General features: G+C 32.5%; 20 protein-coding genes. All 20 read right to left on the bottom strand.

What is annotated here, in order from left to right:
- Positions 1 to 4: 4 nt before the first annotated feature.
- Complete coding sequence (locus tag ACZZZT_RS12330) at positions 5 to 3,280, bottom strand: hypothetical protein (protein WP_463460582.1); 3,276 nt, start codon at positions 3,278 to 3,280, stop codon at positions 5 to 7.
- 147 nt (positions 3,281 to 3,427) lie between these two features.
- The gene (locus ACZZZT_RS12325; protein ID WP_463460581.1) at positions 3,428 to 4,411 is read right to left on the bottom strand and encodes a type II secretion system F family protein; all 984 of its coding nucleotides are present in this window, start codon (positions 4,409 to 4,411) and stop codon (positions 3,428 to 3,430) included.
- A 178-nt stretch (positions 4,412 to 4,589) separates the two neighbouring features.
- Entirely contained in the window at positions 4,590 to 5,027 is a 438-nt protein-coding gene (locus ACZZZT_RS12320; protein WP_463460580.1) for a PulJ/GspJ family protein, read from the bottom strand.
- On the bottom strand, positions 5,009 to 5,353 hold the full coding sequence (locus ACZZZT_RS12315) for a hypothetical protein (RefSeq protein WP_463460579.1): 345 nt from the start codon (positions 5,351 to 5,353) through the stop codon (positions 5,009 to 5,011). Before ACZZZT_RS12315 ends, ACZZZT_RS12320 begins: the two co-directional genes overlap by 19 nt.
- The gene (locus ACZZZT_RS12310; RefSeq protein WP_463460578.1) at positions 5,341 to 6,615 is read right to left on the bottom strand and encodes a hypothetical protein; all 1,275 of its coding nucleotides are present in this window, start codon (positions 6,613 to 6,615) and stop codon (positions 5,341 to 5,343) included. Before ACZZZT_RS12310 ends, ACZZZT_RS12315 begins: the two co-directional genes overlap by 13 nt.
- Positions 6,612 to 7,097, bottom strand: a complete 486-nt coding sequence (locus tag ACZZZT_RS12305; protein ID WP_463460577.1) for a hypothetical protein — start codon at positions 7,095 to 7,097, stop codon at positions 6,612 to 6,614. The genes ACZZZT_RS12310 and ACZZZT_RS12305 overlap by 4 nt, the downstream gene beginning before the upstream one ends.
- Before the next feature lie 7 nt (positions 7,098 to 7,104).
- Complete coding sequence (locus ACZZZT_RS12300; RefSeq protein WP_463460576.1) at positions 7,105 to 7,959, bottom strand: hypothetical protein; 855 nt, start codon at positions 7,957 to 7,959, stop codon at positions 7,105 to 7,107.
- Entirely contained in the window at positions 7,956 to 8,843 is an 888-nt protein-coding gene (locus ACZZZT_RS12295; RefSeq protein WP_463460575.1) for a hypothetical protein, read from the bottom strand. The genes ACZZZT_RS12300 and ACZZZT_RS12295 overlap by 4 nt, the downstream gene beginning before the upstream one ends.
- Before the next feature lie 33 nt (positions 8,844 to 8,876).
- Positions 8,877 to 10,736, bottom strand: coding sequence for a hypothetical protein (locus ACZZZT_RS12290; RefSeq protein ID WP_463460574.1), 1,860 nt, complete (start codon positions 10,734 to 10,736; stop codon positions 8,877 to 8,879).
- Positions 10,737 to 10,745: 9 nt separating this feature from the next.
- A complete protein-coding gene (locus tag ACZZZT_RS12285; protein WP_463460573.1) occupies positions 10,746 to 11,696 on the bottom strand; it encodes a hypothetical protein in 951 nt (316 codons plus the stop codon).
- A gap of 11 nt (positions 11,697 to 11,707) precedes the next feature.
- Positions 11,708 to 11,833 (bottom strand): hypothetical protein, encoded by a 126-nt coding sequence (locus tag ACZZZT_RS12280; RefSeq protein ID WP_463460572.1) that lies wholly within the window; start codon positions 11,831 to 11,833, stop codon positions 11,708 to 11,710.
- Complete coding sequence (locus tag ACZZZT_RS12275) at positions 11,830 to 12,666, bottom strand: hypothetical protein (RefSeq protein WP_463460571.1); 837 nt, start codon at positions 12,664 to 12,666, stop codon at positions 11,830 to 11,832. The genes ACZZZT_RS12280 and ACZZZT_RS12275 overlap by 4 nt, the downstream gene beginning before the upstream one ends.
- A gap of 34 nt (positions 12,667 to 12,700) precedes the next feature.
- Complete coding sequence (locus tag ACZZZT_RS12270; protein ID WP_463460570.1) at positions 12,701 to 13,639, bottom strand: hypothetical protein; 939 nt, start codon at positions 13,637 to 13,639, stop codon at positions 12,701 to 12,703.
- A 68-nt stretch (positions 13,640 to 13,707) separates the two neighbouring features.
- The gene (locus tag ACZZZT_RS12265; RefSeq protein WP_463460569.1) at positions 13,708 to 14,643 is read right to left on the bottom strand and encodes a hypothetical protein; all 936 of its coding nucleotides are present in this window, start codon (positions 14,641 to 14,643) and stop codon (positions 13,708 to 13,710) included.
- 54 nt (positions 14,644 to 14,697) lie between these two features.
- A complete protein-coding gene (locus ACZZZT_RS12260; RefSeq protein WP_463460568.1) occupies positions 14,698 to 15,480 on the bottom strand; it encodes a hypothetical protein in 783 nt (260 codons plus the stop codon).
- Positions 15,481 to 15,844: 364 nt separating this feature from the next.
- Positions 15,845 to 18,283, bottom strand: a complete 2,439-nt coding sequence (locus ACZZZT_RS12255; RefSeq protein WP_463460567.1) for a DUF4982 domain-containing protein — start codon at positions 18,281 to 18,283, stop codon at positions 15,845 to 15,847.
- 287 nt (positions 18,284 to 18,570) lie between these two features.
- On the bottom strand, positions 18,571 to 19,530 hold the full coding sequence (locus tag ACZZZT_RS12250) for a glycoside hydrolase family 53 protein (RefSeq protein WP_463460566.1): 960 nt from the start codon (positions 19,528 to 19,530) through the stop codon (positions 18,571 to 18,573).
- Between the two features lie 75 nt (positions 19,531 to 19,605).
- The gene (locus ACZZZT_RS12245; protein WP_463460565.1) at positions 19,606 to 20,703 is read right to left on the bottom strand and encodes a glycoside hydrolase family 53 protein; all 1,098 of its coding nucleotides are present in this window, start codon (positions 20,701 to 20,703) and stop codon (positions 19,606 to 19,608) included.
- 109 nt (positions 20,704 to 20,812) lie between these two features.
- On the bottom strand, positions 20,813 to 21,880 hold the full coding sequence (locus ACZZZT_RS12240; RefSeq protein ID WP_463460564.1) for a SusE domain-containing protein: 1,068 nt from the start codon (positions 21,878 to 21,880) through the stop codon (positions 20,813 to 20,815).
- 31 nt (positions 21,881 to 21,911) lie between these two features.
- Positions 21,912 to 23,519: a RagB/SusD family nutrient uptake outer membrane protein gene (locus tag ACZZZT_RS12235; RefSeq protein ID WP_463460563.1), complete on the bottom strand. Its 1,608-nt coding sequence runs from the start codon at positions 23,517 to 23,519 to the stop codon at positions 21,912 to 21,914.

Genomic DNA, 23,519 nt, shown 5'->3' with positions numbered 1-23,519 from the left:
TTTATTATTGTTTGTAATTGTATTGGTTCTCTGATAAAATGTTGTTATTCTTGTCTTTGACAAATTGCAGTCTTCCAAAGCTGTCATAAGTATAAGTCATAACATCTCCTTTGGGATCGGTAATGGTACTTACTCCAACAAGCGGAATATGAGTATAAGTTGTAACCATGCTGTTAGGCAGGAAGGTCCTTAAGTTGTTAATCGCAGCTAAATTGGTTTCGTTTAAAACACTTATATCCGAAACTCCCAATGTTGTTGCTATCTGTGCATTTGTCGCATTTTCAATTTTGGCAATAGGCTGTGTTTTATCATAACCCCAGATAATTGAAACCGGATTACCATTCTCAATAGTATATTGTAATATATTACCCTTATTATCATATTGATCAAATGCTATTTTTCTATCTGTAGCAATATTTAAAATAGCTGGTCCTTTGTTTCCTAATACATATCTAGGCAACAATAAATTGCTTGTTGATACACTTTTATCATAAATTGTTTTTTGATCAGACACTTTTATACTGTTATTACTATTTTGAGTTTCTAATGGCATTCCTATTCTATTACTAGCTATCAATTCGCTTCTAAAAGGTTCACTTGCCATTTCAGAATCTGATGCATAAAAATATTTTGTTTCTAAAATTTTCTGGTTTGAAGATTTAGTTTGCGTGCTTTTTACTTGATAATTAGAATCGTAATTATAAGTGTATTCAGTACTAACCTGATACTCAACTGAATTTTTCATGTACTCTATTTCCTTACTACTTAAAAGATCAACTGGGCCTCCGGTTGTATAATAAGTTTTATAAGAGTTTGGATTATTGTACGCTGCATTACCCTCTAAACTCTCATCTTTAATAAAAAGAATGAGAGGAAAACTAAATTTCCTTCTATGATTTAAATACAAATAAGTAAGATCCGGATCAATCATTTCTGTAAAATATATTGGAGAAAAAGCCTCACCTCCATATAAATATCTATTAGTGATTTCCTTTACAAGCGAATAAGTATTTAAATCATGTGAATAATATTTAATATTCAATGGCATTCCTCTTAACCATTCATTATCAGTGGGAGCATGGTACGGAAACTTATAATAATCACCGGTATCTTCAGGCATTGTAAAAGTATATTCTGTTTTACCAATGTTATTATTTTTTTCTCCATCAATTTCTGTTACAAAAGAATACCCTAATGAGTTACCTTGAAAATTAGTCAAAGGACTTCCTGCCGTTGCTCCAAACATATCAATAACAGGCATGCCATTTACAACACGAGAGATGTAATACATATTAGGTATCGAAAATGTTTTCCCTGAAGATTTTCCTGAACTGTCCAGATATTTATAGGTTTTATAGGTTAAACCACCCAAATTGTCATCCCAAACTATTCGTTTAATTCTTTTTCCGGCTGCAAATAATATTTCATTCTCATTACTTATAAATTCTTCCCAATTTAACCTAACCCAAAAAGCATCATTTTCGTAATCCTCCGGATTATGGCCTGCAAGCGTTTTAGGTCTTACTTCAACTTCATATTCTCCAGGCTTCAATATTATATATCCTGTACTACCTGTGTACAAGCTACCTACCAAACCTCTTGGATTGGTCTGATAAACATATACATCAAAAGGACAATTTGCATTATTGGATGTTGTACTACAGGATCCGGCATTACTACCAAGATTAATATTGGAATAAAGCGTAATATTTTTTAATGGGTCTCCATTAACCGTAAAGGTTTTTCTATATACTCTGCTGGCATAATATTCCGGATCTTTAAACATACTAAACGTTCTGGGTACTTTTGGAGTACTAGGATTAGTAAGCAAATCCTTGTAAAATCTTGCAGGTATAACTTTATTATGTTCGTATTCAAAAGTTGCGGTTCCTCCTGTTGGATATGTAATTTTCTTTAGCATTCCTGCCTCAGATTTAATGGTATCAACCTGCCTGTTATCATTTTCAAAAAATGATGAGAATGTGCCGTTACTTTTACCATTATAATAGCCCCAACTATCTTGTGCTGTTGAAAACCTGTTAGGCAAGACCTCGGCATTATAGATAAATGAATGTTTTTTGTCCTTAGTTGATGCAACAGATCCTTCAGTAATTATTGACTCTAAAAACAATCTTTTTTTCGCTTGAGGTTCAGAAGTTCTTAAAAAATCCAATGAATTAATGTCTTCACTATTAGTATATCTGTAATTAAAAACATGTTTGGTTTTTAGAACATTATCGCTTCCAAATACTTCTACTTTTTCTAATGCAAAGCTTGATGTTAAATCTTCCCGGGCTATACTTGCTTTAGTAAAAACAATCTTTCCTTTGTCAAAATAAATAGTCTTAATATGACATTGGTCCATAAACATTTTTGAAAAACTGGAAGTTATGTTACCACTTGTTCCTTCATCAGAATTTTTTACAAAATATACAGGTTTATCTTTTACGTATTCAAATTTTATGTGTTTTGCACTAGGTGTTATAATATCTAGTAGTTGCCATGCACTATTATTAATTGGACCACTTGTTGGTTGCTGCAGGCCTCCAGCTTGTGAAAGATATTGATATGAAGAAACCCCACTAGGTTTGTCAATGGCAGTCCTTAGACCGTCTTGTGATGTACCAAAGTAATATTTTATTCCATCTTTATCTGTAATAACCCATCCTTTTATATAGTACCCAGTTTCATAAACTGGTTCAATTTTAAAGTCACTAAATTTTTGAATCACAGGTTTTTTCGTAATTTGATCGAAAATAAATTTTCCTGAAAAGTTTAAAAAATTAAAGAAATAGACATCCGGTTCCAAATCAATGGTCTGGTCTCCTGTTCCTGCTGAAACTCCTGCTAAAACTTGCTCTCTTGTGGCACGTGAAGTAAAAAAAGTACTATAATAATTTTCGGTAATATAACCAAATGGTGTCTCATCAGCCCGACCTCTTACTTGTCTTATAACAGCTCCTCCTGCCATTAAGGTCCATCCTGTACCTACCTGAGAAGCAATTTCACTTACCTGTATACCTCTGGCATGATAAGAGATTTCTATGGGCAGTTTTATTTCACCTGATTCAATAGTATAAAGTGGAATTTTTATATTTGGTAGTCCTGTATAATGTGAAACTGGCACCTCTACAAATTTTCCTAATGAAGCAGCTTCCGGGGAGGGAGGAGTCACATTAGGAGCTACCTTACTCTGTGCTAGAACATTTTGTAAGGTAAGACAAAACAAAACGATAAAATATAGAAATTTTTCAAAATTCTTTATGGTTAATTTATTCATTGTGTAATTTATTATATAGTTGTTTTATTTTTTAATTATAGATTTTTTTGTAAGAAAATACAAGTATACTTCATGATGGATTAAAAAGTGTTAAATTTGATTGTAAAATATTAACAAAGAGATTTTTCATTGTTAATAATAAATATATTAACCAATCGCACTACTCAACTGAAACATCGGCAAATACATCGCTACCAACAAAACAGCAACCAAAACCCCAACAAAAAGAATAATAAAAGGTTCCAGAACAGTAGTCATAATTTTAGATTGCTGTACAACTTCTTGGTTATATTGCTCACTAAGCTGTTTAAAAACATATTCAGTTTGGTTCGTTTCTTCTGCTACTTTTACCAGGGATATGATGCGGTTATCAAAAAGAGGATTATTCTTTAAACTTGAGCTTAAGCTATTTCCTTTCAGAATACTTTCCTCTACTTTTTCCAAAGCATCTTGTAACGGAACAAAACGTATCATTTTTTTGACCATTTGTATACTATTCAAAAGGGGAACTTTGGCTGTAGTTAATAATGTAACTGCCTGTGTAAATTGTGCCAAATAAACTTTGGTCATAAAAGGGCCAATTACCGGAATTTTAATCAAAAAATAATGCAGCGCTTTTTTGTATTTGGCATTATCCTTAAAAAATTGAGTTGAGAAAATAAACAGTACAATTCCCAATAAAAAATAAACTCCATATGTTTTGGTTAAAACCGAAAGTTTAACAATTACCTGAGTCAAAAACGGCAGCTCCATATTGTTTTGTTTAAAGATATCCTGAAACATAGGTACAACATAACTTAGCATAAAAACCACAACCAAAACTGCTGTACTTAATACAATAGAAGGATAAGTAAGAGCGGCAATGATGATGCGTTTTTGTTCATTTTTTCGTTCAAAAAAATGACCGAGTTCCTGACAAACCTGTGCTGTAGTTCCTGTTTCTTCACCAATTTGAATAGAATAATACTCATATTCAGTAAATGATTTTGAGGTCTGTAAAGCATCCGAAAATGGTTTTCCGTTAACAACATCATTTAGTATAGACTGAATTAATTCTTTATCAGCATTCTTTTTTAAAGATTCAACAATTAAGGATAATCCTTCTTTAAAACTAACTCCGGCTTTTAGCAAAACAGAAAGTTCCTGATAAAAGGCCTGTTTTTTTTATTATTAAAACTGTCGCCAAAAAGAGTAATTTCCTTTTTTAGCAGGCTTTCTATACTACCCGAATCTTTAGACTGAACAGTTTTTTTATTTGGTACATTTTCTATTTTAAAGGCCATCTTCCTGGTTCATAAAAAAGGTTATATCATTTTTTTGAAACAAATATTTCATAATCGGGCAAGGAAGTTTCAGCAGACAAACGGATCGCATCAATGTATCCTTTGGTAACTTCTTTTCCTTTAAAAAAAGCATTTTTGGGATCAATTTTCAATTTAATAGTATCTAAATTTCTCATGCTAAAATCTTCTTTAAACAGATAAGTTATTGTATCTATTTCTGAAGTCATTATTAAAGTTTGGTTTTGATTATCATATATTATGGTGCTTGTTTCGTTAAAATCCTGCCATAGTTTTTGCTCAAACAGAGCCAGTGTACTTGTTTTATCAAAATTGGTTTGAATGGAGTGAATCTGTTTTTGCACAATACGCAAAACAGTAAAGGCCATACCAACTACAATTGCTGTAATAATCATAACAACTAATAATTCGGCCAGTGTAAATGATTTTAATTTTCTTGCTGCCATAGTATCTGTTGTTTTAAAATTTCCTTTTTAGAAGTACTATTTATAGCTGAAATTGAAATTATTTTTTTTGCCGAAACAGCTTCTAAAGCAATACTAATATCCCAATTTTTATAGTTTTCCTCATAGGGTAATTTTATATTGTTATTCTGAATTTCATACTCAAGTTCATTAATTCGGGTTTCTATGGCATGGGTATTTTTAGAAAAAGTATTTAAAACCAGATTATTAAGCACCAGACTAGCAATTACAAATATGATCACAATTAAAACTGTTGCAACTAGAGCCTCTATCAATGTTGCCGACTTTATCTTTTTTAGTACAACCATTGCAAAACAGTTTTAGGTTCCTGATCCAAAATAATTCCACCGTAGATTTTTGGAATATTTTCATTTTCAATAGTTCCGTTATAAATATGGTTTACAAAAATAGATCCTGATTGATTGGCTGTAAATTGTTTGGTATAAACACATCCGGAAACTGTTCCTCGTAATTCAAAATTTCCATTACAATATATCTGGCCTTTTATTTTAGCATCTTTTTCTACCACAATTTGAGTTTGAAAGTCTGCAACTGTTTTAGTTTGAAAATAACATACAGCTCCTCTAATTATACTATTAGAATCAATAAAAATTTTATTATCTAAAGGGTCACTTGAAACTTCATTCGCATTATTTTTATTATCCTGATACAATATTAAAGCCGAAGGATAATTTAGTTTACAGGCTTTTCCAACAGTAATTTTTTTTGAGGCAATTGCCTGAAAATTTCCAGAGGTTTCATCTTCAATGTCAATTACCGGAGCAATTAAAATCACATCTTTTAATAAAGCTGATTTTTTAACCTTAATAGCTGATTCAGATTTTATAATGATATTTCCGGCAATGTAGTTGTCCAGAGTTATTGGATTGATAGAGTAATAACTTTTTGTCGAAGATTTAAATGAATTGATAATACGTAAATTACTATCTAAATGAATATAATCTTTTTCATTCTCAGGTTTATATATTTTAAGATAGTTTTCAATATTTTGTAAAATAAATTGATTGATTTTTGGCAATTCAGAGCTGCTTTTTTTGATATTACCATAAATAAGCGCCGATCCGTAATAACTATTTCCGGCTATATACCCAGAATTTACTCCCTGAGTGGGTAAATAAGCATTTCCTTTAATTTTTGTATTGCCAACAACCGTTAAGGCATTATATGTTTCCTGTAAAAATAAAGTTGGAGACTCATCTTTATTAATAAGGGAACCAATAATCGCTATTTTGGTAAATTTCTTTTTTCGATATTGAGTAGCAGTAATTCCTTTTTCGAAAATTCCCCATTGAGATAAATGGTTTTTAATGATCTGATTTTCTTTTTTGATAAAATCAATTTGGGTCGTATCAGTACTGAGTTCTTGTTGTTCTAATAAACTTTGTATACCAATATCCGAAAATTGAATGTTTTCGATAGCCCCTTTTGACTGCTCTTTCATGTAAACAAAAGTATAGGCATATAAAATAAGCCCAGCTAAAAGCAGAGCTATTAATACTGCTACAAAAACAGTAAATTGTAAGGCACCCGATTTAATTTTCAGTCTCAATCTTGTAACATTATAATGTTGAGGTTGCCTTTGTATTTTACATAAACAGATTCTTTGTCTCCACTTTTTAAAAGAATTTCATTTTCAGTTTCACCAATTTTCATATAATAATTTTTATTGTCAATAATTAACATAAAAATTGTGTTTTTAGCTTTAGTATCAGATATCATACCTTTGTAAAGAATGGTAGGCCACACTAAAGTTTCTTTAGGTTTTACGATTTTAGCTGATTTTGTGTGATTTACTTTCACTACAGCTGTATTTGGGGCAACATACGCTTTTCCTAAAAATGGATCTCTATAATTAACATTTATCGCAAAAGATTGTCTTCGATTTATTTTAAGAGGTTTTATGGTAAATTCTGAATTCGTGATAGGAATTATTTCATCTGATTTTGTAAACGAGAAAACCTGAAATAAAACTGCACCCCAAACTAATAATACCAAAGGCAAAAGAATGTATATGTTTTTTTTATTTTTCATTACAACTTTATTTTGTACCTAATTCGTTTTCAATTTTGGCAACTCGCAAAACTAAACCTTTTAGAGATTCTATCTCTTTTGATTGTTCTTCAATCTTTTTATTTTGCTGAATACTATACAAAGTCAACTCTTCAATTTTTTGAAGCAATTTAGCATTCATTTCGCCCAAATTAATTCCATTTTCCAAAACTTCTTTTTCAGTAGGAATATCTTCTAAATGACCTTTTTCAGCAATATGTTTTTCAACTTCCTGAAGTGTTGGCAAATTATATTCCTTTCTAAAAACAAAATCAGACCAGTTTAGCATATCAACTTTTACTTCTTTCGAATGGATTGTTCCGTTTACCGCTAATTGACTATCAGGATTTGCTGTCCCAATTCCAACTCTTGCAGCATCTAAAATTAAAGGCTGATTGCCTCCTCCTGTTTTTAAGATAACAGGATAATTATTATCAAGAAAAGCTGGAAAACTAGCAGTATGTCCAATTTCTAAAACTCTGCCATCTCCGCTTCCAATTCTAGCTGGAAAAAAATGAGATTTGCCATAAACAGTGAGAGGGGCGCTAGGATTGTTGGTGCCAATACCAAAATTCCCACTATAAATATAAGAATTACCTCCATCTTTAAAATAAACATCTTTACCAATTCTAGTCCCTCCGGTAAAATCTTCGCTATAATTTAATGATAAAATATTATTATTATCGTGTACAAATGCTCTTCCCCCTGATCCTCTTTCTGGAAATCTAAAAATAACATCAGCCAGACCATTGTAAGTAAAAACATTACTACCATTTGGAGAGTTAATTTGAGAGAAAGCATTAAATGATATTATTATAAGCAGTAGAAATATTATTTTTTTCATTTTTTATCTTTTTTTAAAGTTTCTATTTCTTTTTTCATTTCAATCATATAAAGCGTCAACTCTTCAATTTTCTGCAAAAGCTTAATATTCATTTCAGATAAATTGATTCCATCTTTCTGCATTGAAGCAGCAGATGCAACTTCTGGTAAATGTTTATTTTCTTTAATAAATTTATCGACAGAGTCTAATGATGGTAAATCATAATCTTTTTCAAAAACAAAATCAGCTCCGGCATCAACCGTTACTTTTACTTCGCGAGAAGCAATATTTCCTGCTACTGTAAGTTTTGAGGTTGGATTTGTTGTTCCAATACCAATATTACCATTTTGAATATAATGATTTCCTAATCCAGTTATTTTTAAATCAGTGTTTAAAACATTTGATTCCGGAAAATCGTTGATATTAACCCCTACCGGATTAAGATTAATTTGAATTTGATTGACATCTGTAAGAACATCAACTTTTTGTTGCAAATAAGTAATTTTAACCTTATATCGTGCATAATATCTCAAATCTAAATAAATCGGCAATTGTTTGTTTATATAACCTCCTACACTAGTAGACAGATTTATAGGAGAACCTAATAGAATTTTACCAGAATGAATTAATCCGTATGAGTCTACTCGTTTGAGTTCTGCAGAAGATCCTTCACTCCCTTGCCCGTAACCATTTTCTATAATGTATTTTTCATAACCAGTGGCATAGTATTCGTTATAAAGCTCTATAATAATAAGTCCTCCCGCTTGCCAATGATGGGAATTATAACCAATGGAAGCGATTTCATATCTTTTTGCCTGATCATTACTAGCAGATAATGGTCCAACAACTGTTGACTTTACTCCGTTTTGATCTAAATTTATTTGAGAGAAAATATTTAAGGTCACAAAAAAATAATTAATGTGATCAATTGTTTATTGTTAATCATGTTTACTGGCGTTATTTTTTAAATTTATGTTTTTCAATAATTGTATTTCTTTATTTTGTAATTGAATTTGTTCGTTTTGTATTTTTAATTGTTTATTTTGCTCAATCATATACAATGTCATTTCCTCAATTTTTTGCAAAAGCTTGATATTCATTTCAGATAGATTAATACCATCTTTTTGCATTTCAGTGGCAGAAGCAATTTCCGGTAAATGCTTATTTTCCTTAATGAATTTATCGACAGAATCCAGAGAAGGTAAATCATAATCTTTTTCAAAAACAAAGTCTGCTCCAGCATCAACGGTTACTTTTACTTCGCGTGAAGCAATGTTTCCTGCAACCGTAAGTTTTGAGGTTGGATTTGTTGTTCCAATACCAACATTTCCTGTGAAATAAGCATTTCTGTTTTGGTATGTACCTGTAGTTGTAGCATATTCATCAACAGTTGTTTTAAAACTATGTGCAGGACCATTCACTTCATTGTATGGCAATGCATTTTGTACTCCATCATAGATTGTTGGATTTGTAGAATAATTTGATTGATAAAAATAAGTAGTGTTACCACCACGTAGCCATATAATAATACAAGTGCAAGTTCCGTTTGCAGTTGCATCTCTCCATCCCGATATGAAGTTACCACTAGAGCCTGCTGAGGTGTTGATTTCTGAATTAATAAAGCTTGAGCCGTGCCCATAGTTTGATACATGATAGTTGAAAGTTGCTATTAAAGAACCTTTCCATAGAGAATCAAGATGAACATTACTTCTGCCAATAATTAAATTTGTTGGTACATTATTTCCCCAACCACCATCATAAAATGTAACGGGGTAAAATTTATCTAAGTCACCACCAACAATAAAATTATTTGATTGTGCAAAGCTGTATTTTATAAAAAAACGAATATACTTACAAATACTATTTTTTTCATTTCTATTTGTTTTCGATTTTCTGTATTCTTTTTCTAAAATCTGTTGATTGTTTTTAAGAGAATCATTTTCTTTTTTCATCTCAATCATATAAAGCGTCATTTCCTCCATTTTCTTAAGCAAACTCATATTCATTTCTGCGAGCATCAAACCATTTTTTTCAATTTCCTGTGCAGATGGTATTTCCGGTAAATGTTTGTTTTCTTTGATGTAATCTTCAACTTCTTGTAAAGTTTTAAGTTTATAATCATTGGCAAAAACATAATCAGGAACTAACGGTCCAGACATATCAACTCTTACTTCTTGTGTGTGAATTTTTCCTTTTACTGTTAGTTTTTCATCTGGTGAAAGAGTTCCTATACCAACATTTGCAGTAAAATAAGCATTTCTATTGTTGTATGTTCCTGTGGTAGTTGCATATTCTTCAATAGTTGTTTTAAAACTATGTGCGGGGCCATTAAGTTCATTGTAAGGTAATGTGTTTTGAATTCCATCATACACCGTTGGATTTACTGCATAGTTAGAATGATAATTATAAGTTGTACCACCACCTCTTAACCAAATAATAATACAATAGCAGCCACCATTTATTGTAGCATCTCTCCAACCTGCTATAAAAGTTGTGAAATTAGGATAACCAAGGTTTGAGGGTATAATATCAGCATTTATAAAGTTAGAACCATGGCCCCAACTCGTAACATGAAAGTTGAAAGAAGCCATTAATGAACCTCTCCAGCTAGAATCGCCATGTACATTACTTCTTCCTAATATTAGATTTGTTGGAACATTATTCGGCCATCCGCCATCATAAAAAGTTACCGGATAAAATTTGTCAATATCACCATTTACAATAAAACTGCTTGATACTTGGGCAAAGCAATTTTTTGAAAAAATAAATAAAACAACTATTAATACTATTTTCTTCATGTTTACGATTTATCTTGTTTTTAATTTTCTAATATCTTTTTTCATTGCTTCATTTTCTTTTTTTATCTCAATCATATAAAGCGTCAATTCCTCAATTTTCTGTAAAAGCTTAATATTCATTTCAGATAAATTAATTCCGTCTTTTTGCATTTCAGTGGCAGAAGCAATTTCAGGTAAATGCTTATTTTCCTTAATGAATTTATCCACAGAATCCAAAGAAGGTAAATCATAATCCTTTTCAAAAACAAAATCGGCTCCGGCATCTACTGTTACTTTTACTTCGCGAGAAGCAATATTTCCTGCTACTGTAAGTTTTGAGGTTGGATTTGCAGTCCCTATACCAACATTTCCGTTTTGAGTAGCTTTAATAGCAAGAGAAGCACCATCCGCAACAAAAACGTTTCCAACATATAAATCCCAATCAGATGTCATTGGAATAAATTTTGAAACGGTCAAATCGTTTCCTATTGCACTTAAAGCAGTATAGGATTGGTTTGTATTTAAAGACGTAACTTTTATATACACTGTGATTGGAGTATTTATTCCTAAAGTACCAATTGCTCTTATTCTAAAGCGAGGATTGCCATATTGAGTATTGCAATCTACTGTAAAATTAGTTCCTACTCCTACATATGGATTGTTGTTTATGCGCCCGGTTTCTCTCCATAATGCAGGATTTGAATGTGATATTGAAGCCACATGTGTTGCTGCAGATGCCACATTGCCTCTTGTATAATTTATGGAGATTTCATAATAACCACTTGCACCTGCTGATAATGGACTTACACCTACAAATTCAATATAATCACCAATTACATATCCTGCGGGGAAAGTAATGCTGCTTTCATATTCAGATGCAATTACTTTATTATTATTATTATTATTATTATTATTGGAGTTTGCATAGATTTTTGTAAATGAGAAAATAATTAGAATAATTAAGAGTAAGTTTTTTTTCATTTTTAATATATTTATTTGTTTAAAATGGTTTCAATTTTCTTTTCAAGATTTTCTATTTTTTTATTCTGCTCAATCATATAAAGTGTCATTTCCTCCATTTTCTTCAACAAACTCATATTCATTTCAGCTAGCATCAAACCATTTTTTTCAATTTCTTTTGCAGATGGTATTTCCGGTAAGTGTTTTTTTCTTTAATGTAATCTTCAACTTCTTGTAAAGTTTTAAGTTTATAATCATTGGCAAAAACATAATCGGGAACTAACGGTCCCGCCATATCAACACGTACTTCTTGTGTGTGAATTTTTCCTTTTACTGTTAGTTTTTCATCTGGAGCTGTTGTGCCAATACCTACATTTCCATTTTGAATATAATGATTTCCAGGTCCGCTTATTTTTAAATTGTAAGTTAAAGCGTCTGAAGGTGAAAAATCTGGAATACTAACAGCGATAGGACTTTGATTAATTTTAATTTGATTAATATCTGTTACTGTATCTACTTTTTCTTGCAAATAAGTAATTTTGATTCTATAGCTCGCATAATCCCTAACATCTAAAAATATAGGAAGTTGTTTGTTGATGTAACCTCCAACACTTGTTGATAAATCAGTTGGTATTCCTAAAGTAATTTTTCCAGAATGATATGCTCCGTATGAATCGACTAATTTAACAACTGGTGAGCCATAGTTCGCACCTTGTCCAAAGCCGTTTTCTACAACATATTTTTCATAACCGGTTCCGTAAGATGTTTGAAAAAGTTCTATGATCATAAGTCCTCCATTTTGCCAATGAAAAGAGTTATATCCAATCGAAGCAAATTCATACCTTTTTGCTTGAGCTGCATCAGCTGATAGCCCTACTATTACACTTGTTTTAACACCATTTTGGTTTATATCATTTTGTGAAAAAGCACAAGTAGTCATAAAAAATGCAAATAGAACAATAAATATATATTTTTTAATATTTGAATTCATTTGGTTGGTTTTTAGGTTGTTGTTTTTATGCAGATTATTTATTTTTAAGTAATTGTATTTCCTTGTTTTGAAAAATAACTTGTTCATTTAAGGCTTTTAACTGTTTATTCTGCTCAATCATATAAAGAGTCATTTCCTCCATTTTCTTTAGCAAATTCATATTCATTTCCGCCAACATCAAACCATTTTTTTCAATTTCTTGTGCGGATGGTATTTCCGGTAAGTGTTTATTTGCTTTAATATAATCTTCAACTTCCTGTAATGTTTTAAGTTTATAATCATTGGCAAAAACATAATCAGGAACTAACGGTCCAGACATGTCAACTCTTACTTCTTGTGTATGGATTTTTCCTTTTACGGTTAGTTTTTCATCTGGAGCTGTTGTGCCAATACCAACATTATTGCCTAATATTAAAAAATTATTTACCTGATGGGTTTCATCCATATTTGGAGTATAATCTTCTATATTAGAAAGAATGTTACCATTTACAGCTTGTCCATTTTGTTCGTAGTTTACAGATTTCATATTTTCACCTGTAGATTTTATCCATCCTATAAATTTAAAACCCCAATCATGATAAGCCGGTGAATAAGGAACGTCTAAAGCAAGATATTTTTTTCCGTTATAAATGCAGGTTTTTAATTTCCAGTTTGCATTGTTATCTATTGATTGTATACTTGCTAAAGTTCCATTATATGCAGATGAAGAATTAATTTGTACGATATTTGTTCTGTTAAAAGAAGCTGATGTACCTCGAAAGGCAGTTATTGTTCCCACGGCATTATTACTTCCTATTAAGGTGCCATTGTACATTTCATGAATTAAAATTAGGTTCTTAACATAATCACCTACGCCATTACTTCCAATGTCAATAACTTTATAATCTCCGGCAATTGGTGTTGTCTGACCGTTTATAAACAGAGGAATGTAAACTAATGCAGTAATAAGTAAAAATTTTAGATTTTTAATCATAGGTTGATTTTTTGGTTTTGGTATATTTATTCTGGTTTTAAATTTCCTTTTAAGTAATCTATAAAATTTTAATTGATCGTAAAATTAAAAACCGTACTTCTTGCGCTTTCATTTCCCGCCTCATCAAATGATTTTACAAACCAGTAATAAGTTCCTATAATAAGCGTTTTGTTGTATGGGCTGTTACCTTTGTCTTTGAAGCTTAAATTGGTTAAAGCGCTTTCTTTGTAAACATAAATACTATCTTTTTCTGCACTTCCGGCAATAGGAGTTCTGCTCCATTGAAAATTGATACTCGTATTTGTGGTAGTACTTGCATTAGCAGGAGCTGATAATGTAGGAGTATTTGGAGCCTTACTATCAACTAAAATCAATCGTGAAGTGTATAATGTTTGTGCAGTTCCGTTACTGGCTCTTACTTTCCATGTATATTTACCCTCGTCAAAAGTAAAATTTAGTAAAGTGGTTTCTATACTTTGTTCTTTTACTACAGTACTATTCTCATCTAATATCTGAATCTGATAATTGGTTGCACCAATAATGGCATCCCAGGATAATTTTTGTAAAGCAGTCTTCGTAGTTAAATTGTTGGAAGGAGTTAATAAAACAACAGTATTGTTTTGAAAATCATCGTTGTTTAAAATTTCAAAACTTTTTTTAGCATAAGCAGTTTCATAAGCACTATTCACAGCTTTTACACGCCACTCATATTTACCAATATTTAACTGTTGTGTAAAAGAATTTTTTGTAACCAAAGTATCAAGTACAATTTGTTGAGGAGCATCAAAATTTGGAGTTGCAATTTGCAATTGGTATTTGTCTGCACTCTCCACAGCCTCCCAAGAGAAACCAACACCAGATGATGACAAAGCAGCATTATTTGCAGGTGCAGTAAGTGAAACTTCTTCTTTAGAAATATCATCAACAAGCAATATTTCTTCGCAGGAAATAAAACTAAAAATCACTAAAAAAGTAAAGAATTTATAAAAGGTAATTTTGTTCATAATAAATTAATTGTTGTTTAGATTTTAAAAATCTATTTATTCAGATAGTAACAATTACATATCAAATAAGTCTTTGTTAACTTTCTTTTCACTTATTTTAGATTGTGTTGTTCCCGCACAGCTATTGTGCTCACTAACAATATCGGCCACATACCAATTTCCGCGACCTGAGGTAGCCCAACAAAAAGAACTGACCTGATACGCCACAATTGTCTCCGGATTTATGCTGATTGCATCGATTTTTTTTCCTGATTTAAATAAAGCAATTGTATATTTTTTATACTGGTTATTAGTTAAATAAAAAGCATCTGCTTGTCTTATTTTTGCAATTTCATCAGTAGATAAACTAACGGCAAGACTTGAAACTATTTTAGATTTTTGAGTGTTTATTAATAGTTTTAAAATATCAGTATTATAATCGGCATTTATTTCATTCGTCAATCCTGCAATGTCTAAAATTTTTATAGTCACTAATTCAGGTTTAATAGGTAAACTATCTATAAAAGCTACTTTTGTCTGATTTTGATTGTATTTAGCTTTAGACTTATAAATTTTATTCAATTTTCTATTATAAGGAACAACACCAATTTCTACACGAATATTATTTTCTAATTTTGGCAACCCTTTAGTTTCAAATTTATTTTGATTGTAAGATAACTTCGATGTTCCAATGCTCCCTAATTCTACAACAGAAGCTGAAAATTTATATTCTTCATTTTTAATTTGGGTTGTCTGGCACGCACTGCAAATTAAGATTGCCAGTACAACAATTTTTTTAACATAAGACTGATTTTTAAGTAGATATCTTAATTTAATAGAATCAAAAGCAATACACATTATCGTGTGAATTTTATTATTATAATTCTAATAAATTTTTAACAAATCTAATAAAATAGATATAATTGATTGTTAAAATTTTAGCTTTCTTTTAAGAGTTTTTTTAAGGTAAAAAGTGACTTTTTTTATTTTTGAAAATAATTAAAATAAATGTTTTTATAGTATATATAAAATCTCATATCACTAAATCTGAAACACTACCTGATAAAAACAAAAGAGACGACCTGCTGGTCGTCTCTTTTACTATTCCCAATTTATAATTTTATATTCTTTTTCAGTTAGTTACTATGTAAAAACTAATCTAAAAACATCATGAGTAATTTTGAAAAGGAAAATCATTTTTTCTACAATTACAATATTCCAATTAAAGTTCTGACTTTAAATTTATTTTACCTTTCTGAAGCCCTTTTCCGGTTACTTCCAATTGGATTGCGCCTGCAGTTTTGACTGCTTTAACCAAAACAACCAATTTACCGCTGAAAAGCTTCATTTTATTTTCGTGAAATATTTCCAATGAAGTTGCGTCTCCATTACAAGCTGCTCTGTATGTTGCAGCGCCAGTTACCTTAAATTGCAATTCATTAACTGCTGTAGGACATGGAATTCTGTTTTTATCTACAACCGAAACGGTTACAAAAGAGATATCTTCGCCATCCGCTTTGATAACTTTACGATCTGCTTCGAGAATGATTTTATAAGGATCACCCGAAGTTTTAACCTCGCTTTCGGCAGCTATTTTTCCATTTGAATCAAATGCTACAACTTTTACCGTTCCAGGCTCATATTTTATATCATTCCACATTAAGCGATAACGGTTTTGCGGAGTTGAATTGTTTTTTTTCTGAACGCCCATACTTTTTCCGTTTACGAAAAGTTCTGCACTGTCATAGTTCGTATAAACGAAAACCGGAGTAATTTCTCCTTCTCTTCCTTTCCAGTTCCAATGTGGCAGAATATGAAGCGTTGTATCTTTCGTATTCCATCTGCTTCTGTACAAATAAAAACGGTCTTTAGGAAGTCCTGCCAAATCAGAGATTCCGAAATAAGAACTTCTTGACGGCCATTTTTCATCATAAGGCGTAGGTTCTCCTAAATAGTCAAAACCAGTCCAGACAAATTCACCAATAACCCATGGTTTATCATCCTGAAGCACAAAATCTTCATCCGGAACATTCGACCAGCTGCAAGCTTCGAGATCATAAGACGAACATTGAAGATCATCGTATTGTTTCTCTTTTTGCTGTACAACAGGAAATTTATAAATTCCTCTTGAACTTACTGTTGACGCTGTTTCTGAACCTAAAATAAATCCCTGTGGAAATGATTTATAAGCTTCTTCATAAAGATGAACTCTATAATTTAAACCAGGCACATCTAATAAAGCCCCAAAACCTGATGCCATAGTCTGTTTTACCTGATCCATTCCTACCGTTACCGGGCGTGTAGGATCTTCTCTATGAAAAACATCCTGCAGAAATTTAGCTCTGGTCAAACCTTCCGCTCCATATTGATCTGGAACTTCATTTCCTGAACTCCACATGACAATACAAGGATGGTTTCGTGTAGCTCTCACTAAATTTACAATGTCTTTTTCTGCATATTCTTCAAAAAAGCGATGATATCCGTTTTGTACTTTGGGTTTAGCCCATTCATCAAAACTTTCTGCCAGAAACATAAATCCCATTTCATCTGCCAATTCAAGCTGTTCAAAAGAGGGCATATTATGAGAACTGCGAATCGCATTGCATCCCATATCTTTCAGAATTGTAAGCTGTCTTCGAAGTGCGGCTTTGTTTACCGCTGCTCCAAGAGGTCCAAGATCATGATGAAGACAAACTCCTTTAAATTTTGTCACTTTTCCGTTAAGACTAAATCCTTTATCGGCTTCATATTTAATAGATCTGATACCGAATTTTATACTTTGTTCGTCTTTCAAAGTTCCGTCAGCTGCATATAATTTTGTTACTGCAGTATACAAATAAGGCGTTTCAGGACTCCATAAATGAGGATTGGCAACAGAAATGGTTTGATGAAATTTTCCATCTTTGATTTCTATAGCTTTCTGTGTTGCTACTATAGTATTAGCTGCATCTTTTATTTGAGTTATCATCGACAAATTATTGCCACTTACCTCAGCTTTAAGATCAACAATAGCAGTATTTTCTTTGATGTCCGGAGTTGTAATAAAAGTTCCCCATTGTACAAAGTTTTCTTCTTCTTTTACTACAATACTTACTTTTCTGTATAAACCGGCTCCTGGATACCATCTTGAAGAAAATGGCATATTGGTCAATTTTACTGCTAATATATTTTCTGATCCGGCTATTAAATCTTTAGAAATATCAATATAAAAATAACTGTATCCGTAACCCCACTCTCCTATTTTTTTACCGTTTAAATAAACCTGAGGTTCGCTCATCGCGCCTTCAAAAATAAGAAGTGCTTTTTTACCTTTTTTAAACTCAGGAATAGAAAATGTATTGCGATACCAGCCTGTACCAATATGCGGAAGCGCACCTGTACGACCTGTTTTTTCAGTAGGAACTTTTTCTCCATTTTGTTCAATTGCCGAAACCTGCTTGTCCCATTCTTTATCAAAAGGTCCGTAAATCGCCCAATCGTGCGGTACGCTAACTTTTTCCCACTTTGAAGCATCAAAATTTACAGAAAACGCATCTTCTTTTACGGCTGCAGAAAAACGCCAGTTGTCTTTTAAAATAACAGTTGTTGATTGTGACATCATTTTTCCACACGAAAAAACCAGTAGAAATACGAATAATATTGATCTAAAAATTAATTTCATTTTTTATTTTATTTTTTCACCATTAAGATATTAAGATAAACAGTTGAGCGCAATTATATTTAACACATAGAAACATAGAAGTATTGAACTCAAAAAAGGCGTTTCACTTGCATTAATCCCGATAGTTATCGGGACTATGTGTGAGAAACTAGCTTCTTTCTATAATCTTTTTCAAAAACATAAAATCTATGTTTCTATGTGTTTAATTTTCTTTTTATGCTACTCCCATCTGGCTTAAGATCATTTAGCTTTATGAAACTTAATATCTTAATGGTAAAATTTAATTTTTAATTTTTGAAAGCATCCAATGCCGGCGAAGGTTTACCGTCAGAAAGCCAGGCATTCAATTGATAACCGCTCCAGCTTTTTTCGCCTTGTGGTTCCCAATAAATAACGCCTAAACCTTTATTATTGGGTACGCTTTTTACAGCTTTTATAGTGGCTTCAAGCATTTCTTTGGTATTTTGTACTTGTTCAAAATCACCACCCACTTCGACCACCATAACTTCTTTATTGTAGCGGAAAGCCATGTCTTTTAGATTATTTTCTAAATCTAAAATGGTGCTTTGATAATCGGTTTTGATCCAATACGGATAATACGATAAACCAATTACATCATATTTTACCTTATTTTCAGTCGCTTTATCAAAAAACCATCTGAATTTTTCACTTTTATTTCCTTCGTCTAAATGAACAATAACTTTAATTTTTGGATCGATGGCTTTTGTAGCTTCATATCCTTTATCAAGTAATTGTGCCAGCTGATTAAAATTATCTGTATGTCCTTCCGGCCAAAGCATACCACTCGGAATTTCATTTCCAACCTGAACCCATTCCGGCGTTACTCCTGCTTTTTTCAACAGTTGCAAAACATCATAAGTATGTTGATAAACATCGGTTAACAATTCCGGAAAAGAATGTTTTGCCCATGCAGCAGGTTTATTTTGTTTACCGGGATCTGCCCAGGAATCGCTGTAATGAAAATCGATCATAATACGCATTCCCATTTTTTGCGCGCGAACTGCCATAACAACTGTTTCTTGGGGACTACAGTGTCCGCTGGCTTTATCATCATTCGGGTTAACCCAAACACGCAACCTGATCGTATTTATTCCGCGGTCTTTTAGTAATTGCAGACAGTCTTTCTCAGAACCGTCTGCGTCATAAAATTTATAACCTGTCGCTTCCATTTGAGGCAGCCAACCGATATCAGCTCCTTTTGAAAAGGAGTTTTTTTCGCTAATCATTTTTGATTTACATGAAGTAAATGCAAGTACAATTAGCATCAAAAAAGATATAATTTTAAGTGAATTTCTCATGTTTTAGTCTTTGCTGAAAGCCTCCATTACTGATAAGACATTATTGTCAAAACTATATAAAGCCTGATTTTCGAATGTAGAACCACTTGTAGATTGTTGTCCTTTAAAAGCAACCCACTCGCCTCCCCAATACGCAAATCCTTGTCCGAATTGGGATGTTTTTACTATGTTTTTAATTTCCATAACAAAAGTTCTTTGTCCCGCCGGAGTTGCAGGATATCCCGGTACCAACTGATCGTTTGTTCCTACAATGTTATTTGTCTGATCATTGTGCAATAAGGTAAAAGGATAAGCGGTTTCTGCAATCAGGACTTTTTTACCGAATTTTTCTCCTAAAGCATCAATGGTATTTTTTACTTCTGTCAAATCTTTACCGTGCCAAACAGGATAATACGATAATCCGATGTAGTCGTAATCAACACTTTTCATTTTGGTAAAAAACCAATCAGTTGCACCACCGTTTACACCTGCATAATGAATCATTATTTTTGTGTTTGGCGCTTTACTGCGAACTGTTGCACTGGCAGCAGTTAATAAAGCGATACATTGTTCTTCGTTACTAATTAAATTTCCTTGTGGCCACAATAATCCACTATTGATTTCATTACCAATTTGAATAATATCCGGATTAATTTCTGTAATTATTGTTGATGTATAATTGGTAACGGCCGTTTTTAAATCGGTAAAAGATAAATCTTCCCATTCTTTGGGAGTAGTCTGTATTGCAGGATCGGCCCAATTATCAGAATAATGAACCGTAAGCCAAACTCTAAGTCCTGCTTGTCTTGCTTTTTGAGCCAATTGTTTTACTTCGCTTAAACCAGAACGCCCATTTACAGGATTTTTCCATAAACGAATTCTGACTGTATTACAACCCGCATTTTTTAGTGTTGTAAGCATTTCTTCGGCTTTGCCGTTGCTGTAAAATTTTGTTCCTAAAGATTCCATTTGAGGAAGAAAAGAAACATCTGATGCTCTGATAAAAGTATCACTCGCATCTGGTGGGTTAACCGCTTCCGCCTCTGCAGCATCATTACTTGAGCACGAAAACTGAATTGCCGTTATAGCAAGTAACCCAAGAAGTTTTATATATTTTTTCATGAGATGAATTATAATGATTGAAATTTTGAATTTAAAAGTAAGTTTCTTTAATGTTAAAGAAGAAGCCTCAAAATAAGCTTATTGAGGCTTCTCATATTTTTTAATTCAATTATGGAGTTGGTATAAACGTGTAACGACCATCTAAGTCATTGAACCAGATTTCATATTTTCCAGCCTCAACAATAATATCTCCACCATTATCGCCCCAGCTAACATCCCAGCTGTTGTTTGCTTTAAATTTCATTTTTCCGGCTTGTAAAGTTTGAGTAACTTTCCAGATATGTCCATCAAAATCAGATTTTACTAAAGGAACATCCATATTCCATCCGGCGTCATCTCCTGTTAATACCGATCCTGTCAAAGTAATTACCGCATACGTTGTCATTGGTCCTGTATAAGGCTCAATTTTATATGTTAGTTCTTCAAGATTAATTTCAAAACTATAATAACCTGCAACTGTCGTAGGGAAAACACCCGGATCAGTATCGCTTTCTGTTGCTCTGTATTGCACTGCAGCACCATTTGTTCCGTAAGCCGGAGCCCAGAAACCAATTTGCTCAATTAATTTAAAACCATCTTTATTAAAATATCCTGTATAATAAAACTTTGCGTTTTCTTTTGTATCTCTGTAAATTGGCATATTGTTACTCGTTACACTCCATCCTGCAGCCGTACCAGGTCCTACTAAAAACAAATCAATTTTAGGGAATATACCTCTGTAAGGAGTCAGTGCAATCGTAATTGGCGTAGAAAATTTTGGCTCTGAAAGTGTTGTACCAACCGTTGATTTAATTCTAACATCGATTGTTCCTTCAACTTCAGCCGTAAGACCAAGTTCCAATGCTTTTGCATTAAGTTCTGCTACTGTAATACTGGCGTGAGTAGAAGTTGTAGACGTAATATCAACCGGAGCTGCAAATTCAGTATTACTGGCTGCAAACTGTACGGTATAGGTCACGATAGTAGGTGTTCCGTAACTCACTTTTTCCCACGTAAAAGTCAGGGCAGTATTGTTAGGTGTGTCTTTATTTAAAATAGTCGAAGAACCATTATCAGGAGTAATCATTGAAAAAGCAGCTTCCTGAGGCTCTACGATCATCAAATCCGTTTCGTTTTCACAAGACCAAAGTCCTGTAAGTAAAGTAATAGCTATAAAAAATTTATATATATGTTTCATTTTTTGTATCGTTTATGTTTTAAAAAAAGTTTTAGTAACCCGTGTTTTGAGTCAAATTTCTATTGGCTCCCAATGATCCTTCCGGAATAGGAAAAACGCTCATGTAAGAAGGTATAGCGATTCCTTTTGAAGAATTTCCCTTCCATGCCCAATTGTAAGATCCTCCCGTATATTTTCCAAAACGGATTAAATCTTGTCTTCGGTGTGCTTCCCAATGTAATTCACGAGCTCTTTCATCAATTAAAAAATCAAGAGTCAGTTCGCTTAAAGTAATGTTTCCAACGGTCAAATTACTATTAGCTCTTTGTCTTAAAGCATTTACATATTCTAATGCTTGTGCCGTAGTTCCGTTTCCACCTCTTAAAGTAGCCTCAGCATACATTAAATAAACATCGGCTAATCTGAATAATGGAAAATCAGTATCAGCATAAGTAGAACTTACACCGCTAACTCCTGCGGTAGTTTTATTAGAAAATTTAGATAAAATATAGCCTTGTGTTTTTACGCCAATATCTTCAATATCAATTGATCTTTGTTTTGCCGGATCGCCCTGAACTCCTCTTCCTACCGTATTTCTGGTATCCTGACTGAATTTTGTACCGTCAAATTTTTGAGCAAATTCTTTTCTAATTCTAAGTGCTCCTGTCCAGCCCCCAACTCCAAAATCAGCACCATTGTTTTCCCAGGCACCAATTTGTCCGTTTGTTAAAACAGTTGTTGCTCCCCAGTTTTGAGAAACTGCTCCATCCGACTGGATTCCGAAAATGATTTCTTCAGAGGTATTGTTATCTGCTTTAAAATTGTCCAGGTATTTTGGTTTTAAAGTATAACCGCTTGCTATGATTTCATTACACATTGTAATACAATCATCAAAACGATCGGCTTGAATATATACCTCGGCATTCAAATATATTTTTGCCAAAATCATACGTGCCATAGATTGGTCTAATCTTCCGTATTCATTGGTTCTGGCTGCTTTTAAATCTGGTAAAACAGCTTTAAGTTCTGTTTCGATAAAATCAAATAATTGTTTTCTGTTAAACTCAGGTCCGGTAAAATTTACTGGATCATTTTCGGTATACATTGGTGCTTTTCCAAATAAATCCATCATGTTATAATACGCATACGCCCTTAAAACACGAACTTCCTGACGATAAAGTGCTATATCGGCCAAAGTTGCAGCATTTGTAATACCTCTTGAACTTAGTTTTTCTGGTGTACTCTGACGTAAAAATTCGTTTGCATAAGAAACAGAAACCATCGTTCTGCTAAACATTCCTAAAATAACAGGATTTGCAGCGGTCCAAATATTACGTTGTAATTCTGCGGTTCCTCCGTCATTTTCATAACTCCAAACCAGTTCGTCTGTAGTTAATTCCTGCATGTATAATAAACATCTTGTAAACTGGCTTGTTCCGGCATCTACACCTTCCAAAGAAGAATCATTAGGACCAATAACTCCGGTTAAAGTCAGATTTCCGTACACACCTGCGAAAGCTTGTTTATAGCCCGCAGGCGTAGAAAATAATACATCCGAAGAAAGAACATCGTCATCTTCTGAGACTACATTTAAATCATCAGTACAAGACTGAAAAAGGGTAGTCAGTGCTAAAATTGTTATTAAAATATATTTTTTCAT

The sequence above is a fragment of the Flavobacterium sp. AC274 genome, assembly GCF_979258275.1.
The sequence above is the reverse complement of the archived record's forward strand: the minus strand, read 5'-3'. Positions and strand labels throughout refer to the sequence as shown.